Raw genomic sequence first — 17,396 nt, 5'->3', positions numbered from 1 at the left:
GACTCTACGTCGGACGGCGGAAGGTGTCAACGCCAGGCTGGGGCCCGGTCGGTCGTCTCCGGTGGCGCCGCCGGCGCGGCACCTCCCGGCCCACAGCAGGCCGATGCCGGAGGGCCGGCCACTCACGCCGCCACCCCGAGCGCGCGCCTCACGCCGGTCCGCAGCTCCTCGCGCGACGGGCGCTCGGCCATCCAGCCGACGTAGCCGTCAGGTCGGACGAGCGCCGCCAGCGCCGCGCCGGGCTGCCACATCCGGGCGAGGGACCCGGTGGCGTCCACGAGATCCCCGGAGTCCCCGTCCGCCGGCGACGGCGGAACGATCCGACAGACGCCGAGCCCGGGGACATCGCTCGCCAGTTGCTGAACCTGTGACACGTCCCACCCGGGCAGACGCCCATCGTCGAAGAGGAGGAGCGCCGCATCGCGGCGGGTGAGATCCAGGAGCCGCACATCCCGGCCGTCACGCGCTCTCAGTGGTCCGTCCGGCGCCCGCGCGCCGAGCCACCGGCCGCGGCCACTGATGAGCGGCGACGAGCGGTATCGCGTGTCCAGCATCACGGCCCGCGGCACGAGTCGGCGCATGACGAACGGCTGAGAGACGACGGCCCGGGCGAGGCGCGCGAGGGAGGATCTGACCGCCCGAGGGGGCAGGAGGAAGGCGCGCGTCAGTAAGTCCGTGTAACGATCCACGCTCGTCAGAATCGCCGGGCGGCGCTCGGCCTCATACGAGGCGAGCAAGGGTTCGCTCACTCCCCCGCGAAGCGCGCGATCGAGCTTCCAGGCCAGGTTGTGCGCGTCCTGGATGCCGCTGTTCATGCCCTGCCCGCCGGCCGGGCTGTTGATGTGGGCGGCATCCCCGGCGAGCAGCACGCGGCCGAGTCGGAAGTGGGGGCTCGTGCGGCAGTGAATGCGGAAGACGTTCGCCCAGACGCACTCGAACGAGCCGGGACCAAACAGCCGATCCACCTTCCGCGCGATCTCCGGTGCGCCGGTGGCCGCTTCGTCTGACATCCGGCGGTCTACGGTCGCGATCACCCGCCAGAGCCTCGGCTCGATCCTGATCGCGGCCAGGACCTGCTGGTCGTCTCCCGCGAGACGCGGCCACGGCAGATCGTTCCGCTGGTCGGGCAACTGGACATCGGCCAGCACGAGACGGGTCGGGTACGTCGTGCCTTCCAGCGGCCAGCCAAGCGTCTCGCGGACGGTGGAATGGGCGCCGTCGCACCCGACCAGATAGTGCCCGCGCAGCTCGTACGCCGAGCCAGCCTTTCGCTCCACCCGAACCGAGACGCCCGAGCCGTCCTGATCGAAGCGGACCACACGATGCCCGAAGCGGACGTCGCTCAATCCGCTGCGCGTGAGGCGTTCCCGCAAGAGGCCCTCGGTGCGGTTCTGCGGCAGGATGAGCACGCCGGGCACCGCCGTCAGATCGGCCAGGACGCTGAAGTCGATCGTCGCGCGCGGCGTCTCTTCGCCGGCCATCCAGATGTGGGGGCGCGTGACGAAGAAACCCTCCTCCATGAACCGGTCGAGGACGCCCCACGCGCGAAAGATCTCGAGGGTACGACACAGGAGGCCCGGCGCTTTGGAATGGGCGCTCGGACTCTCGTCGTCCTCGAGGACCACCGACTCGATTCCGTGATGGGCCAGGCCCACGGCCAGGGCCAGCCCGACCGGGCCGGCCCCGGCGATCACGACGGGCGCGGAAGGCGTATCCGGGCTCATTTCCACGCCTCGAGGGCTTTGATCACCACCGCCAGATCCTCGCCGCCGTGTCCCTCGGTGGCCGCCGCGGCGTAGAGCCGCCGCGACAGCGCGGTGAGCGGCAAGGCGGCGCCGACCTCCGCCCCGGCATCCAGGATCAGGCCCAGGTCTTTCAGGAACAGCTCGAGCTTCATCTGGGGCGGGAACTCCTGGCTGACGATCATGGGGCCGCGCAGCTCCAGCATGCGGGAAGTGCCCGCGCTGGCGGTGAGGACCTCGAGGACCCGGCCGGGATCGAGGCCGGCCTTCCGCACGAGCGTGAGCGCCTCGGCCGCCGCCGCGGTGTGGAGCCCTACCAGCAGGTTCGCCGCCAGCTTCACGACCGTCGCCTGGCCGGCCCGGCCGAGATAGACGGCGCGCGGCAGGATCGTCTCCAGCAGCGCCCGCCAGCGCTCGAAGACCGCCGGCTCGCCCCCGACCAGGAGGATCCCCTCGCCCCGGGCCACCATCGCGCTGGTCCCGCTCACGGGGCAGTCGAGGAACGCGAGGTCGCGCGCGCTCGCCTCCCGGGCCAGGCGCTCCGTGAGCGCCGGCGAGATCGTGCTCATCTGGACGATGGCCTGGTGGGGTCGCGCCCCCGTCACGACGCCCTGGGGGCCGAGGATCGCCGCCTCGGCGGACGCCAGCGAGGGGAGCAGGGTGCAGACGATCTCGGACGCTCGCGCGGCGGCCTCGGCGGAGGCCGCCGGCTGGCCCCCCAGCGCCGCGAGCGCCTGCATCCTCTCCGGGAGCACGTCGTAGCCGACCACGTCGTGTCCCGCGGCCCGAAGGCGCGTGGCGACGGCGTGGCCGAGGAGGCCGAGCCCGATGACGCCGACGGTCGTCGTCACGCGGCGGCGACCGCTCCCTCGGGACGGAGTTCCGGGCTCACGTCCGCCTCAACAGCGCGTGCAGGGCGGGTAGTCGCGGGTGTAGACCGGGTTCTTCAGGTAGTCCTCGGCCTTGTAGGTCCAGAACTGCGAGACGCTGGGGAACGTGTGAATCACGGTGTTCTGGAGCCGGCCCCCGACGCGCTCCACCTTCCGCACGTAGACGTTCTGGATGGGATTGCCGAAGTCATCGAAGCGCATCGGGCCCCGCGGCGCGTCGGAGAGGTCGACCTTCCGCAGCGCCGAGAGAAATTTGTCCACGTTCTCGATGTCGCCCCCGGTCGCCTCGAGCGCCGCCTTGAGGGCGATCCCGGCCACGTACGTCCCCTCCGAATAGTAGGAGGGGATCTGCTTGAACTTCGCCTCGTAGGCCTGGGCGAACTTCCGATTGGCGGGGGTCGCGAGGGCGGCCGAATAGTGGAGCGCGGTGACGATCCCGAGGGCCTCGTCACCCATGGTGCGGAGGACGTGCTCGTCGGTGAAGGTGCCCCCGCCGACGAGGGGGAACCGTCCCTTGAGCCCGACGTCGTTGAACTGCTTGGCGAAGCGGAGCGCATCGGCGCCCGAGAAGACCGCGTAGATCGCGTCCACGTCGCGACGGAGCTGGGCCAGGTAGGGGCCGAAGTCGGCGGTTCCCAGCGGCGGCCAGAGCTTCTGCACCACCTGGCCGCCGGCCTCCTCGAAGGTGCGCTGGAAGCCGCCGGCGACCTCCCAGCCGAAGGCGAAGTCGTAGCCGATCATGGCGATCTTCTTGTAGCCGAGGTTGTCGTAGACCCACTTGCCGAAGGGATGGGACGGCTGGGCGCTCGACCATCCCGTGCGCACGATGTAGGGGCTGCGCTTCCGCTGCGTGATGTCCTCGGCGGACACGATCGGGAAGATGGCCGGGACCTTCTTGCTGTCGATATACGGGGCGACGGCGTAGCCGACCGCGGCGGAGAGCGGCCCGGTGACGAGATGGACCGCCTGCTCCTCCACGAGCCCGCGGGCCTTGGTGAGGCCGGTGGCCGGCTTCCCCTCGTCGTCCTCGATGAGGAGCTTGACCTCCCGGCCGGCGAGCCGGTTGCCCTGCTCCTCGAGGAAGAGCTGAAGGCCGTTGATCATGTCCTTCCCGTTGGCCGACAGCGGCCCCGTCGTCGGGACGAGGAACCCCACCTTGATCGGCCCCTTCTGGGCCCACACCCCGTGGCTCCCGACCACCAGGAGGGCGGTGACGACGAGGGCGACGGAGACGATCACCGAGGCTTTCCGCATGGCGGCCTCCTTGAAGGCGCGAACGGTCGGCTCAGGCGCGGGCCCGCTCCATGAGCTGGGGGCGGAGCGCCTGGCTCCAGTCGGGGATGGCGGCGATCTTCTTTTCCTTGAGGAGCCCTTCGGCCGTCTCTTGCATGTAGGGGCGCAGATCGGCCGGGAAGCCGGGGTCCACCTCGACGCCGGCGAGCGCCTTGGCGAACGTCTCCCGGCTCATCTTGTACCCCTTGCCGGTGTAGAAGCCGTAGATGACGTCGGCGGCTTTGGCCGGGCTCTGCTTGAAGTCTCGGCCGACGTCGAGCCAGGCCCGGAGATACTCCACCACGACCTCCGGGTGCTTCTCCACGAACTCCGGGATGGCGGCCATGAGGACCGGCATCCGGTCGTAGTCGTAGAAGTTCACGACCGTGGTCGCGATGCCATCGGCCTCGGCGATAGAGGCGTAGGGCTCCACGGTGACGAAGGCGTCGATGGACCGGGCGGCGGCCGCGGCCACCATCTCGTTCACGTTCATCTTGATCTCCTGGTACTCCCCCTTCCGGAGACCCGCCCGCGCCGCGATGATGTCCACGAACGTGTTGCCGGTCGAGGAGCCGGCCTGGTTGCCGATCCGCAGGCCCTTGAGGTCGGCGACCCGGGTGACGCCCAGCTCCTTCCGCGCCATCACCCGGGCCGTCTTCCCCACCTGCTCGATCTGGGCGATGGCGACCAGCTTGCCCTTGTCGTGACCCAGGATGAACGACTGGGCGGCGTAGGTCCCGAAGTCCACCTGGCGGGCGACCATCTGCTGCATGGTCAGGTTCCCGGAGGGCACCGAGAACTCCTCGAAGCGGAGCCCCCGCCGCTCCAGGTGGCCGGAGCGCAGGAGGTAATAGGTCGGCATTCCCCACATGTTGGTCTGGTACCCCTGACGGATGACGGGCGCCTGGGCCCGGGCTGTTCGCGGCCCCAGCGCGGCCGCGGTCACCACGCCCAGCCCCGCGAGACGGAGCAGCTCACGCCGTGTCGGTGCCAAGGGTGTCATGCCCGTCCTCCTGCCGCCGGCCGGCGGCTCGTTCGGCTCGCGGCCGGATTGTAAGCCCGCGCCCCTCGCGTTGACCATCCCCGGAGGGACGGTGGCCGCTCGGCCGCGGCTCAGCGCCGAGGGCCGCCGAGGCGGCGTCGGATCTCTTCGGCCACGCCGGTCTGGTCGGCCAGGACGAACGCCCCCGGCACGATCAGCCCGGCCGCCGCTGTGGGCTTCGGCACCAGATGGAAGTGGACGTGGAAGGCTGTCTGTCCCGCCCGCGGACCGTTGTTCTGGAGCACGTTGTACTGATCGAGCTCCAGCGCGACCGCCACGCGCTTGAGCAGCGACAGGACCTCGCCTAGCTCGGCCTCGTCCAGGTCGTGGAGATTCGGCGTGTGACGGCGGGGGAAGAAGATCGAGTGCCCCCGCGACTTGGGCTCGAGGCGGGTCAGCACCCCCACCGCCCCGGAGCTTTCGGCCACGACCGGCAAGTCGGGGTCGCCGGCCACCGCCTCGCACAGGAGGCAGCCGCCCGCGGCCCCGACGTGAGCCCGGCGTGGCCGCCGGCCGCGCTCGATCAGCGCGCGCACTTCGGCCAGGACGCGATCGGCGGCGCCGGCCGGGCAGCCCCAGTAGTCGAAGATCCCCCCCCGGACGTGGTCGGCGGCCCCAGGCCCCGAGCGCCCGCAGACGACGATGTGGCCCGTGTCCGTCACGCGGGCGAGGTGCGAATGGAGCCAGCCGACGAAGCCGGTGGCGTCGAGCGCCGGGGCGAAGTGGAAGCTGAACACCCGGAACGCCATCGGCGTCCGGGGATCCTCCACCGGGATGAGCTGGCTCCAGACGCCGCCGTCTCGGACGCAGGCCAGCGCGTCCTTTCGGATGGCGCCGGGCCCGTCACCGAGCGCCTCGAACGTGTACAGGCCGGGCAGGATCTCGAGCTCGGCGCGGGCGATCACGCCGAGGAGGCGGGCCGTGGTCTGGGCGGCGGTCTCGTCGTGCATGGGTCTCCCCCGGATCAGAAGGCGAGCGCGTTCGTGAGGTCGCCGGCCTTCGCACGCACGCCGGGCAGCGGCTCGAGGCCGAAGCGCCGGGTGATGAGCTTAATGATCGACGTCGTGTCGTAGGGCGTCGAATCGACGAAGCCACGCCTGGCGAACGGCGAGACGATGATCGTCGGAACGCGGGTGCCCGGTCCCCAGCGGTCGCTCCAGCCCGGCCCGGAGGGCGGCGGCACGTGGTCCCAGAACCCGCCGTTCTCGTCGTAGGTGACGATGACCACCATCCGGCTCCACTGCGGGCTCTTCCGAAGCCGTTCGAGCAGGTCCGCGGCATGGCGGTCGCCGGACACGAGATCGGCGTAGCGAGCGTGCTGAGTGAGGCGCCCACTCGGCTTGTAGAAGGCGACCGCCGGTAGCGTCCCCTTCGCGATCGCCTCCAGGAAGTCCGCGCCATCCTTGAGGTGCCGCGCGCGGTCCGGGGTGCCCGGCGCGAAGCGCGCGAGATAGTTGAATGGCTGGTGGTGCGCGACGAAGATCGGGCCCTCCGCCTCGCTATTGTAGATGACCTTGCGCTTCGCCTGGGAGGCCTGGCGCCCGTCGGCGAGCGCTTCGTTCCACGCGCCGGCATACCAGGCCCAGCTCACGCCCTTCGCCGAGAGGGTGTCGCCGATCGACTTCGCCCGCTGCGGCGGGAGCGGATGCTGGGCGGGATCGGCATGATCCGGGCTGCCGCCGGGCGCGGGTGGGATGCGGCTCGGCTGAAACGGCGGCTGCATGTTGTTCACCGCGTAGCCGTCGGGCGAGACCGGCCCGTCGAAGACCTGCAGGGGCCCGTCGAGGGCCGAGCCGGGTGACGCCGGCCGCCGCTTGAGCCGGCCCTGGTCGTCGAGCTGGGCGCGCATCGCGGCGGGCGCCTCTTTGAATTCCGGCGTACAGGCGCAGATCAGCCACAGGTGGTTGAGCAGCGAGCCGCCGTAAGCCGCCGCGAAGAAGTGATCGGCGAGCGTGTACTCGCGGGCCCACCGCCACAGCTCGAGCGCCGACCCGTCGTAGTGGCCCATCGCCCAGCCGCCGAAGTTCGAGACCGCCGCGAACCGGGTGTTCTTCCCGCCGTCGATCTGCTCGCGGTTCTGGTAGAAGGCGTGAACCGGGTTCGGCCCGGTCTTCTCCAGCCCCCTGTTGATGGGCGCGGCATCGATCCGGAACGGCCCGTTCGGGAGGCGCTGCGGAAAGCGGGGATCGGGTTTGCCGTCCGAGCCCCACACCGGCGGCAGATGGGGCAGGGGCCGGCCGTCGTGATCGACCTGCGTGGTCTGCTCCGGTGTCGCCCGGGCGATCCCGTCGGCGCCGGGAAAGAGCCCGTAGAGATGGTCGAAGCTCCGGTTCTCGAGGTAGATCACGACGATGGTCTCGATCCGATCGACGCCGGGCTGCTCGGTCGCCGGCCACCCCGTGGCGCCGGCCGCGAGCACGGCGGCAATGGCCAGGGCGGCCACCGCGCGAGCGAGACGGTCGCTGCGCCCGATCATGCGTCCCTCCTTCCGGCGAGGCTGAGCGGAAGAATTGTAAGCCAGGAACCGGCGCCCAGGCCATCCCCGCCCGGGCGAGTCGCGCCAGAGAGTGGTGCCCGCGCTCCGGGTCTACTGGGAGAGGAAGCCGCCGTCGACACAGACGGTGTGCCCGACGACGAACGACGCCGCGTCGGAGGCGAGCCACACCACCGCCTGCGCTATTTCTTCAGGGCGCCCCATCCGCTTCAACGGGAGGCCCTCCGCGACCCGCGCCATGTCGTCGATGCCCGACCGAAGCATCATCTCGGTGACGACCCTCCCGGGCGCGACTGCGTTGATCCGGATGTTCCTGGCTGCGTATTCCATGGCCGCGGACTTCGTGAGCGAGATGACGGCGCTCTTCGAGGCGGAGTAGAGCGCCAGACCGGGGTTCGGGTTGCGGATCCCGCTGACCGAGGCGTTGTTGACGATGACGCCGCCCCCCGTCTCCAGCATCTGGGCGATCTCGTACTTCAGGCAGAGGTAGAGCCCCTTGACGTTGGTGGCGAAGACGGTGTCGAACGCCTCCTCGGGCTGCTCGGCGAGGAGCACGCGCGGCTCCTGGAAGCCGGCGTTGTTGAACGCGATGTCGAGACTCCCGAACGCGTCGACCGCAAAGCGGACCAGGGCCGCGACCTCGGCCGACACGGTGACGTCGGTCCGCCGGAAGGCCGCTTGTCCGCCGGCCCGGCGAATCGCCGCGACGGTCTCCTCACCGGGCGACGCGCGCCGGCCAGCAACGACGACGCGCGCGTCGTGACCGGCGAGAGCCAGGGCCACGGCGCGGCCGATGCCCGAGCCTCCGCCGGTGACGATGGCGACCTTGCCCGCCAGGAGACGGACGCCTCGAGTCACTGGCGTGTCACGGGAATGCCGCTCGTCGGGCTTGCTCACGAGCGATTTCCCCTCCCGACACGGCGCGGAGGGCGAAGCCCACGATGGCCTCGATGAGCGATCGCCCCGCCTCGTCGTCGACGCCGGCGTCCTGCCCCAGCGGGCCGACGAGCCCCTCGAGGAAGGCGCCCACGAGACAGGCGGCGCTCGCCTTGACGTTCTGCGGCGGGAACTCTCCCGCTCCGATCCCGTCGGCGATGATCGACTCGAACACCCGCCCCTGCGCGCGACGGTACTCGAGCCGGACCTGGTCGACCTCGGGATCGACGGGCTCGATGATGATGGTGTAGGCCAGGCGGCGACCGCGAAGGGCACGGCTCGTGAAGGCTCTGACCGCCGCCGCGAGCCGGTCCCGGGCCGGCCCGCCCGAGTCGGCGATCGCCGACACGACGTCGAGCTCCCGCTGGCAGATCACCCGCAGCACTTCCGCGAAAAGCTCGGCCTTCGAGGGGAAATACCGGTAGATCGTGCCCGTGGCGACGCCGGCGGCAGCGGCGATCGCCGTCACCCGCGCCTCGCGGAAGCCTCCCTCGGCCATCAGCTGGCGAGCGGTGCGGAGAATCCTCTGCCGGTTGCCCGCGAGCCGGGCCTCGACGCGCTCAGTGCGGCGGTAGGGCACAGAATGAACCCGCCTTCATTTCTTGACTCCGACAAGGAGTGAATCAGCTTTCAGCTGTTGAGTCAAGAGCGGCCGCAGCTCCGGAGGAGGACGGGCTAGAATCAGGAGCCATGACGACCGAAACCGCGCGCAACATGGACCTCCTCGCCCACCACGAGCTGGGGGGGTACGGGAACTGCGGCGAGGGCATGGCCATCCAGCTCACCCGTGACGGGCGACGGGTGCTGTGGCTCGCCCACGAATCGGCGCCGAAGAACGTCACCGCCGTGGATGTCACCGAGCCCCGGAGGCCCGCCGTCGTCTTTCAGTCCGACCTGCCCCACGCCGAGATGCGCTCGAACTCCCTCGACCTCGCCGGCGATCTCCTGGTCGTCGCCTACCAGACGAGCCGCCCGGGGATGCAGCCGGCGGGCTTCGAGGTCCTCGACGTCGCCGATCCGGCCCGGCCGCGTCGGGTCGGCTTCTTCGACGCGTCGGGGCCGGCCTCGCGCGGCGTCCATCACCTCTGGTTCGTGGACGGCCGCTACGTCCACCTGAGCAGCGGCGCCGCCGACTTCACGCCGCGCAACCGCAAAGACGACCAGTGCTACCGGATCGTGGACGTCGGCGACCCGGCACGGCCCCGCGAAGTGGGCCGCTGGTGGCTGCCGGGCACCCGGGACGGCGATGCCGAGCCGCCGCCGGCACGACACCCGACATTCGACTCCGGCTTCCGCGCCCACAACACGAACGTGTATCCTCAGCGCCCGGACCGGGCCTGGATCGGCTACCTCGACGGGGGCGCGATCATCCTCGACATCTCCGACATGGGCCACCCGCGCCTGGTGAGCCGCTGGGACTACCACCCGCCCTTCCCGGGCTTCACCCACACCCTGGTGCCGCTCCTGGATCGCGGCTTGCTCGTCGTCTCCGACGAGTCCACCGCGGACGGAGGCGCCGACTGGCCGAAGCTCGTGTGGATCCTGGACGCGCGGGAGGAGACGAACCTGGTGCCGATCAGCACCTGCCCGCTGCCACCGGTCGAAGCCTTCGCCGGGCGCGGCGGCCGCTTCGGCGCCCACAACCTCCACGAGAACCGGCCGGCGCCCGGCTCGTGGGTGTCAGAGACGATCATCGTGGGCACCTTCTTCAACGGCGGCGTCCGCGCCTTCGATCTGTCCGACCCGTTCCGTCCCGCCGAGGCGGCCTTCTACGTGCCGCCGGCTCCGCGCGGCTCGTCCCGGGGCGCCATCCAGCTCAACGATGTCTTCGTGGACGAGCGGCAGGTCGTCTACACGGTCGACCGCTTCACCGGCGGCCTCTACATCCTGGAGCTCCGGCTGTAGCCCCGAGTCGCACTCAGAACGGCCGGATGCTCGGCAGGTTGAGAAAGTGGTCGGTGACCGGCCCCGGACGGAGGCGAGCCGTTCCGGAGGGGCCAGGCCGCCCCGGGTAGCCCTCGCCCCCGGCTGGGCCGCCAGGGCCGCCCCGGCCGTCGCGCCCCCCGTCGCGTCCCTTGCCGCCATCGCCACCGTTGCCGCCGTCGCCGCCCGCGCCGCCCTCCCCGGCAGGCCCGCCGGCGACGTCGAGCCGGATCAGCCGGCCGAGGTCCGGGAAGCGGCCGTCGTAGATCAACTCGATGAAGCCCCCGGGCCCACCCTCTCCGCCGGGTCCGCCGTTTCCCCCCGGACCGCCGGGACCGCCGGGCCCGCCGCTCCTCCCCGCCCGGCCGCGACCACCGTCGCCCCCGGCGCCTCCTCGCCCGCCCGACCCGCCGTTGCCGCCGGGCCCACCGCGAGCGACGAGCACGAGCTCCTGGTCCGGCGGCGCCAGCACGAGATCGCTCACCGCGCCTTCGATCCGGACGGCGATCAGCCGCTCGTAGAAGCGGGTGCGGACGTAGGTGGCGAAGGCCTGGAGGCGCGGGCCGGGCGCGCCGGAGCCGCCCGGTTCGCCGGACCCGCCCGGCCCGCCCGATCCGCCCGAAGAACCCTCGCGGCCCTCGGAGCCGAAGGCCCCGGTCCCGCCGGACTGGCCGCTGCGACCACTCCCTCCGATCCCGCCCGCCGTCCGGACGCACGAGTAGTCGGGCTCGTACCACCGGCTCTCGGTGAACCGGTCCGGCCGGTGGCGGAGCGCCGTTCGGATTTCGAAGCCGCGCTCCGCGGTCGCCAGCATGTCGCCGTCGGGCCGGAACCAGCCGAACTCGTCGACACTCCCCTGGCCGCTCGTGAAGACGAAGTTGCCGAAGTCGAGCATGCCGTTTCGCCGGGCGCTCGGGTCGCCCTCCCACGTCTCGAGCGGGGTCGCGCTCGACTGGCCCGGGAGCCTGGCATCCACCGTCACTCGCATCTGCACGGGCTCGCGCGGACAGATCTTCCGCACCGGACGGCGGATGTCCGCCTCCATGCGCAGAACCTCGGCGTCCTGGAGGCTCACGGTGTCCTCGCCCATCACCTGTCGGTACACGCTGCAGGCGGTCAGCCCGAAGAGGGCGACCGCGATCATCACGCCGGCCCGCGAGGAGCACCAGAGGAGCCCGATGGGCGTCGGTCGAGCGTCGATCATGGCGCCTCCATGTCCCTAGGTCATTTCGGGGGGGTCTCGGAAGACCCCCCCGATGCCCCCCCGTCGTGGCGGCGGCGAAGCCGCCGCTCGGAGCACTCCTCGATGCATCGTGCGCTCGGTGGCAGGCGCCGGGTGACTCCGACCGGCCCTGGTGGTGGTTGGGGCGTGTCCCAGGATATACCAGAGCCAGCCCCCACGAGCCATTCGGGTAGCGGCCCTACGCCGGTCCGACGCGCCGGAGCCCTTGACGTGGGTCGCCCGCCGACCTAGAGTGCCCTCCAATAGGGAGTCGTGGCCTGAACGTCCGCGTCGGGCGGTGGAAGGAGGAGGACATGGGGGAGATGATCACCTTGACGGCCGAGGATGGACACCGGCTCGCCGCCTATCGGGCGGCCCCGCCGGGCGCATCCCGCGGCGGCCTGGTGGTGGTGCAGGAGATCTTCGGCGTGAACTCGCACATCAAGCGGACGTGCGACGGCTTCGCCGCGGATGGCTATGTGGCGCTCGCCCCGGCGCTCTTCGACCGTGTGGAGCGCGACTACGCGACGGGCTACACGCAAGCCGACGTCGACCGCGGGCGAGCGGTCCGGGGCAAGCTGTCCTTGGATCAGGCCGTCATGGACGTGCGGGCGGCCGTCCGCGAGCTGGCCCGATCGGGCTCCGGGGTCGGGGTCGTCGGCTACTGCTTCGGCGGCACGATCGCGTGGCTCGCGGCCACGCGGATCGACGGAGTCGCGGCGGCCGTCGGCTACTACGGCGGGGGCATTGCCGACGCCGCCTCGGAGCAGCCGCGCTGTCCGGTGATGCTCCACTTCGGGGAGACCGATGCCTCGATTCCCCGAGAGCACTGGGAGAAGGTGCGCGCCCAGCACCCGGGCGTCCCGGTGCACGTCTACCCCGCCGGGCATGGGTTCAACTGTGACGAGCGCGGCAGCTACCACGCCGAGAGCGCCCGGCTCGCGCGGGAACGGACGCTCGCCTTCTTCCGCCAGCACGTCGGATGAGCCGGAGGGCACCGATGACCACGGCGAAGCGGCTGGCCACCGCGCTCGGCCTGACGCTGGCGATCGCGGGCACGGCCCGGGCCCAGACGGTCGAGATCGAGTACTGGCAGTACACCTTCGCCCAGCGCGTGCAGGCGATCGACGAGCTGATCAAGCGCTTCGAGGCGGCCACTCCCGGCGTCAAGGTCAAGCACACCCACGTGCCGTACGACGATTTCCGCCTCAAGATCGCCGCCGCCATCCCGGCCGGCCAGGGGCCCGACGTGGTGCAGCTCTTCTACGGGTGGCTACAGGACTACCTGAAGGCCAAGCTGCTGCAGCCCCTGCCCCAAGAGCTGTTCGAGGCGGCAGAGATCGAGCGCGAGTTCTTTCCGCTGGTGAAGCAGATGAAGGTCGGCGGCCAGTACTACGGCGTGCCGACCGCCGTGCGCGCGCTGGCCCTGTTCTGGAACCGGAAGCTCGTGCGGGAGGCCGGCCTCGACCCGGCCAAGCCGCCCCAGACGCTCGACGAGCTGGTCGAGGCGGCCAAGAAGCTGACCAAGCGCGACGCCGCCGGCAACCTCCTGCAGGCGGGCATCGCGCTCGACATGGGCTTGCAGGACCATCACTGGCTGCGCGAGGTGCTGATCCGCCAGATGGGTGGCCAGCCCTACTCCGCCGACGGCCGGAGCGTGGCCTACAACGGGCCGGCCGGCGTCCGGGCGGTCACGTGGTACACGGACCTGGTGTCGCGCCACAAGGTGAGCGAGTTCGGCTTCCTGACCGACGGCATCACCGCCTTCCGCTCGGGCAAGGCCGGCTTCATGATCGACGGCTCCTTCCGGCTCGCCGCCCTGGATGGCCAGGCCGGCCTCGAGTACGGCGTCGGGGAGCTGCCCGGTCACGAGGGCCGGCGCTTCAACTTCGCCTCCTACTGGGTCAACGGCATCACGCCCAAGGCGACCGGGCCCAAGAAGGAAGCGGCCGCGAAGTTCCTGCGATTCATCACCACGCCAGCGGCGATGGAGCTGTGGCTCGAGAAGGTGGGCGAGCTCCCGGCCCGCAAGGCGGTGGCCGAGCGTGACGCGATCCGCACCCATCCGAAGTACGGCCCCTTCATCCGCGGCCTGGCCTATTCGGAAGCGACGTCCTTCGTCAACGAGACCGCCCAGCGCAAGCTGTTCATGGACATGGTCGACCGCGTCGCGCTCAAGGGCCAGCCGGTCGCCGAGTCGGTCGCGCAGGCGGCGGCCGAGGAGCAGAAGCTGCTGGACGCGTTCTTCGCCAAGTAAGCCCGGCGGCCGCCGGGGCCCGCATGCTGGACCGGCTGTCCCTGGGCGCCCGCCGGACGCTCACCGCGTGGGGCTTCCTGGCCGTGCCGCTGGTCTTCTACGTGGGGATCCGCTTCTATCCGACGGCCGACGCGTTCCTCATGTCGCTCACCGACTGGAGCATCGTGGGGGAGCGCCGGTTCGTGGGCCTCGCCAACTACCGCCGCCTGGCGGCCGACCCGGTCTTCTGGAAGGTCATGGGGAATACCGTCCAGTACCTGGTCGTCGGCGTCGCCGTCAGCCTCGGCCTGGCCTTCCTGGTGGCCTACCACCTCGATCGCGTCCGTGTCGGGCACGCGCTCCTGCGCGCGCTCTACTTCGTGCCGCACGTGACCACCGCCGTGGCCATGGGCTGGGTCTGGCGGTGGCTCTACCAGCCGGTGCCGGTCGGCGTGTTCAACGGGCTCCTGGTCGCGCTGGGCCTGCCCCAGCAGCCTTTCCTGCGCTCGACCGAGCAGGCGCTCTATGCCGTGCTGGCGCCGGCGGTCTGGGCCGGGCTCGGCTTCCAGGTGGTGGTCTTCCTGGCCGGCCTCAAGGCGATCCCCCAGGAGTACTACGAGGCGGCCGCCATCGACGGCGCCGGAGGCTGGCGCCTGCTCGTCGAGATCACCCTCCCCCTGCTGCGGCCGACCACCGTGTTCCTGGTGGTGGTCAGCTCGATCGCCTACCTCCGGATCTTCGATTACGTCTACAGCATGACCAGCGGCCAGGGCGGCCCCCTCGACGCCACCAAGCCCCTGGTGCTCAAGATCTACGTGACCGCGTTCGGACACTTCCAGATGGGGTACGCGGCCGCCCACACCGTGGTGCTCTTCGTGATCCTCCTCGTGGTTTCGCTCGTCCAGCTCCGGGTCCTCCAGGCGCGATGAAGCCCCGGGCGCGGCCCGGCCGGGGCGTCGTCTGGCTGTTGCTGCTCCTCGGCGGCGTGCTGATGGTGATCCCGTTCGTCTACATGCTCTCGACCTCGCTCAAGCACAACGTCGAGGTCTACGAGCTGTCGCTCCTGCCGCGGGCGCCGACGCTCCACAACTACCGGCGCCTGATCGGGGCCTCCGGGTTCCCGCGCTGGTTTCTCAACTCGTTCGTGATCGCGGGTCTCACCACCCTGTCGGTGCTGTTCTTCGACAGCCTGGTCGGCTACACGCTGGCGAAGTTCCGCTTCCGCGGCCGCCGGCTGGTGTTCATGGCGATCCTCAGCACGCTCATGATCCCGACCGAGATGCTGGTCCTCCCCTGGTACGTGCTGAGCCGGAATCTCGGCTGGCTCGACACCTACTGGGGCATCATGTTCCCGGGGCTGATGACGGGCTTCGGCACTTTCCTGATGAAGCAGTTCTTCGAAGGCGTGCCCGACGAGCTGATCGATGCGGGCCGGGTCGATGGGCTCGGCGAGTTCCAGATCTGGCGGCGGGTGGCCCTGCCGCTCGTGATCCCGGCCCTGTCGGCGCTCGCCATCTTCACGTTCCTCGGGAACTGGACCGCATTCCTGTGGCCGCTCATCGCGACCACCGACAAGAGCCTCTACACCCTGCCGGTCGGGCTGGCCTCGTTCTCCGGCGAGTTCCAGACCGAGTGGGAGATGGTGATGACCGGCGCCAGCTTCGCGACGCTGCCCACCCTCCTCGTCTTCGTCCTCCTGCAGCGGTACATCGTCCGCGGCGTCATGCTGGCCGGCCTCAAAGGATAGCGGGGTGGACCAGGGCCGCCGTCCGCCTGACGACCGGTTCCCGGCGCCGGTCTACCGGGAGACGGTGCTCGCGCCGCTGTTCGAGGGCGTCAAGCAGCACCACTGGCGCCAGCAGATGCGCATCAATCGCGCCAGCGCGATCATGCTCGCCGCCCAGGGCCTCCTGTCCCGGAGCGAGGCGGCGGCCATCCTGCGGGCGCTCGACGACATCGAGGCGGCGATCGACGTCCCCGCGCTCCCCTACACCGGCGAGCACGAGGACTTCTTCTTCCTGGTCGAGGCCGAGCTCGGGCGCCGCCTCGGCGTGGAGACGGCCGGCAAGCTCCACACCGGACGCAGCCGAAACGACATCGATCACACGGTGTTCAAGATGGCGCTCAAGGAACGCCTGGCGGCGCTGCTGGACGACCTGCTGGCGGCCCTCGGGGTCCTGCTCGAGGTGGCGGAGGCCAACCGGGGGACGCTGGTGGTCGCCTATACCCACGGCCAGCCCGCCCAGCCCACCACCTACGGCCACTACCTCGGCGCGGTGATCGAGCTCCTCCTGCGCGACGTCGAGCGCCTCCGCCAGGCCAGCCGCTACCCCGATTTGTGCAGCATGGGAGCGGCCGCGATCACCACCTCGGGCTTCCCCCTCGACCGCCGGGCGATGGCCGAGCTGCTCGGGTTCGCCGAGGTCCAGGAGAACGCCTACGGCTGCATCGCCGCCAACGACTACCTGACCAGCGTCCACGGCGCGCTGCGGCTCCTGTTCGTCCACCTCGGCCGCTTCGCCCAGGACCTCAACACCTGGACCGGCTTCGAGATCGGGCACCTCCAGGTGCCCGACGGGTACGTCCAGGTGAGCTCGATCATGCCGCAGAAGCGCAACCCGGTGGCGGTCGAGCACCTGCGGCTCCTCTGCTCGCTGGCCGCCGGGCGGGCCAGCGCGACGGTCGACGCCCTCCACAACACGCCGTTCACCGACGTCAACGACGCCGAGGGCGAGGTCCAGGTGGCGGGCTACGCCGCGTTCGAGGCGGGCCGCCGCGCGCTCCGCCTCCTGGCCGGGTTCATCGGCGCCGCGCGCGTCGACGAGGCCCGCGTCCGCCGGCACATCGAGGAGAGCTGCCTCACCGCGACCGAGCTGGCCGACTCGCTCGTGCGCGCCGAAGGGGTATCGTTCCGGCAGGCGCACGAGGTCGTGGCGCGCCTGGTCAAGGGCATGCTGGCCCGCGGCGAGCGCTTCGCCACCGTGCCCCAGGCGGCCTTCGCCGAGGCGTTCGCCGCGGTGGCGGGCCGCTCGCCCCGGCTCGGCGAGGCGGACTTCCGCCGCTACACCACGCCCGAGCACTTCGTCGCCGTGCGCACGCTGCCCGGCGGGCCGGCGCCGGGCCCGCTGGCCGCCAGCCTCGCCCGCTATCGCCGCGAGCTCGACGAGGCGCGGACCTGGCTCGATGGGTACCGGGCGCGCATCGACGGCGTCGACCCGCGGCTCCGGGAGCGCGCGCGGGCGCTCCTCCCGGATTGAGGTCGCCTGGAACGAGCTCGCCTGAGCGACTGAACCGCCGGCCCACGCTCCGCCCGACGGGCTTGACGCGTCCCGCCGCAGATGCTGTAGTGCTCCCGCGCTCCGGGAGGCCGTCCAGTCCGCGTGGAGGTGTCTATGAGCCTGATGTTCGGCGCGATCGTCCTGGCCGTGGCTGTCCTCGCCGGCTCGGCCTTCGCGGACGAGCCCTTCCCGACGCGCCCGGTCACCATGGTGAACCCGTTCCCGCCCGGGGGCCTCGCCGACCTGACCGGCCGCCCGCTGGCCTCGGCCATGGAGAAGGTCCTCAAGCAGCCCGTCGTGGTGGTGAACAAGAGCGGAGCGGCCGGCGCCGTCGGCACGCAGTCGGTGGCGGTGGCCAAGC

General features: G+C 71.2%; 16 protein-coding genes and 1 pseudogene. 7 read left to right on the top strand and 10 right to left on the bottom strand.

Annotated elements, in window-relative coordinates; all coding sequences use genetic code 11:
* Positions 1-122: 122 nt before the first annotated feature.
* The 9 genes and pseudogenes from VGW35_08045 to VGW35_08005 all read right to left on the bottom strand — a co-directional run bounded on the left by VGW35_08045 (position 123) and on the right by VGW35_08005 (position 8,956).
* Positions 123-1,724 carry an FAD-dependent monooxygenase gene (locus VGW35_08045; GenBank protein ID HEV8307606.1) on the bottom strand — a complete coding sequence of 534 codons (1,602 nt, stop codon included), beginning with the start codon at positions 1,722-1,724 and terminating at the stop codon, positions 123-125.
* Positions 1,721-2,128 carry an NAD-binding protein gene (locus VGW35_08040; GenBank protein HEV8307605.1) on the bottom strand — a complete coding sequence of 136 codons (408 nt, stop codon included), beginning with the start codon at positions 2,126-2,128 and terminating at the stop codon, positions 1,721-1,723. Before VGW35_08040 ends, VGW35_08045 begins: the two co-directional genes overlap by 4 nt.
* A 12-nt stretch (positions 2,129-2,140) precedes the next feature.
* Positions 2,141-2,596 (bottom strand): annotated as a pseudogene (locus VGW35_08035) (NAD(P)-binding domain-containing protein).
* A gap of 45 nt (positions 2,597-2,641) precedes the next feature.
* Positions 2,642-3,886: an ABC transporter substrate-binding protein gene (locus VGW35_08030; GenBank protein HEV8307604.1), complete on the bottom strand. Its 1,245-nt coding sequence runs from the start codon at positions 3,884-3,886 to the stop codon at positions 2,642-2,644.
* Between the two features lie 31 nt (positions 3,887-3,917).
* Entirely contained in the window at positions 3,918-4,907 is a 990-nt protein-coding gene (locus VGW35_08025) for an ABC transporter substrate-binding protein (GenBank protein ID HEV8307603.1), read from the bottom strand.
* Between the two features lie 110 nt (positions 4,908-5,017).
* Complete coding sequence (locus VGW35_08020; GenBank protein HEV8307602.1) at positions 5,018-5,896, bottom strand: DUF6196 family protein; 879 nt, start codon at positions 5,894-5,896, stop codon at positions 5,018-5,020.
* 14 nt (positions 5,897-5,910) lie between these two features.
* Complete coding sequence (gene acpA / locus VGW35_08015; GenBank protein HEV8307601.1) at positions 5,911-7,422, bottom strand: acid phosphatase; 1,512 nt, start codon at positions 7,420-7,422, stop codon at positions 5,911-5,913.
* 111 nt (positions 7,423-7,533) lie between these two features.
* Positions 7,534-8,298: a glucose 1-dehydrogenase gene (locus VGW35_08010; GenBank protein HEV8307600.1), complete on the bottom strand. Its 765-nt coding sequence runs from the start codon at positions 8,296-8,298 to the stop codon at positions 7,534-7,536.
* A 7-nt stretch (positions 8,299-8,305) separates the two neighbouring features.
* The gene (locus VGW35_08005) at positions 8,306-8,956 is read right to left on the bottom strand and encodes a TetR/AcrR family transcriptional regulator (protein ID HEV8307599.1); all 651 of its coding nucleotides are present in this window, start codon (positions 8,954-8,956) and stop codon (positions 8,306-8,308) included.
* Positions 8,957-9,066: 110 nt separating this feature from the next.
* Here VGW35_08005 and VGW35_08000 point away from each other — a divergent pair, with 110 nt between their 5' ends.
* On the top strand, positions 9,067-10,281 hold the full coding sequence (locus tag VGW35_08000) for a hypothetical protein (protein HEV8307598.1): 1,215 nt from the start codon (positions 9,067-9,069) through the stop codon (positions 10,279-10,281).
* A gap of 13 nt (positions 10,282-10,294) precedes the next feature.
* On the opposite strand, the gene VGW35_07995 is transcribed toward VGW35_08000, so the two are convergent.
* Entirely contained in the window at positions 10,295-11,503 is a 1,209-nt protein-coding gene (locus tag VGW35_07995) for a hypothetical protein (GenBank protein HEV8307597.1), read from the bottom strand.
* 332 nt (positions 11,504-11,835) lie between these two features.
* Between VGW35_07995 and VGW35_07990 the strand changes: the two genes are divergently transcribed.
* The 6 genes from VGW35_07990 to VGW35_07965 form a co-directional block, all read left to right on the top strand.
* On the top strand, positions 11,836-12,507 hold the full coding sequence (locus tag VGW35_07990) for a dienelactone hydrolase family protein (protein HEV8307596.1): 672 nt from the start codon (positions 11,836-11,838) through the stop codon (positions 12,505-12,507).
* A 14-nt stretch (positions 12,508-12,521) separates the two neighbouring features.
* Entirely contained in the window at positions 12,522-13,778 is a 1,257-nt protein-coding gene (locus VGW35_07985) for an extracellular solute-binding protein (protein ID HEV8307595.1), read from the top strand.
* Positions 13,779-13,801: 23 nt separating this feature from the next.
* The gene (locus VGW35_07980) at positions 13,802-14,686 is read left to right on the top strand and encodes a sugar ABC transporter permease (protein ID HEV8307594.1); all 885 of its coding nucleotides are present in this window, start codon (positions 13,802-13,804) and stop codon (positions 14,684-14,686) included.
* The gene (locus VGW35_07975) at positions 14,683-15,504 is read left to right on the top strand and encodes a carbohydrate ABC transporter permease (GenBank protein HEV8307593.1); all 822 of its coding nucleotides are present in this window, start codon (positions 14,683-14,685) and stop codon (positions 15,502-15,504) included. The genes VGW35_07980 and VGW35_07975 overlap by 4 nt, the downstream gene beginning before the upstream one ends.
* 4 nt (positions 15,505-15,508) lie before the next feature.
* Positions 15,509-17,014 carry an argininosuccinate lyase gene (gene argH / locus VGW35_07970; GenBank protein HEV8307592.1) on the top strand — a complete coding sequence of 502 codons (1,506 nt, stop codon included), beginning with the start codon at positions 15,509-15,511 and terminating at the stop codon, positions 17,012-17,014.
* A gap of 135 nt (positions 17,015-17,149) precedes the next feature.
* Positions 17,150-17,396: tripartite tricarboxylate transporter substrate binding protein (locus tag VGW35_07965; protein HEV8307591.1), on the top strand; the 247-nt coding region annotated here is incomplete at its 3' end.

This window comes from Candidatus Methylomirabilota bacterium (assembly GCA_036005065.1).
GTDB lineage: Bacteria > Methylomirabilota > Methylomirabilia > Rokubacteriales > DASRDR01 > DASYQW01.
The sequence above is the reverse complement of the archived record's forward strand: the minus strand, read 5'-3'. Positions and strand labels throughout refer to the sequence as shown.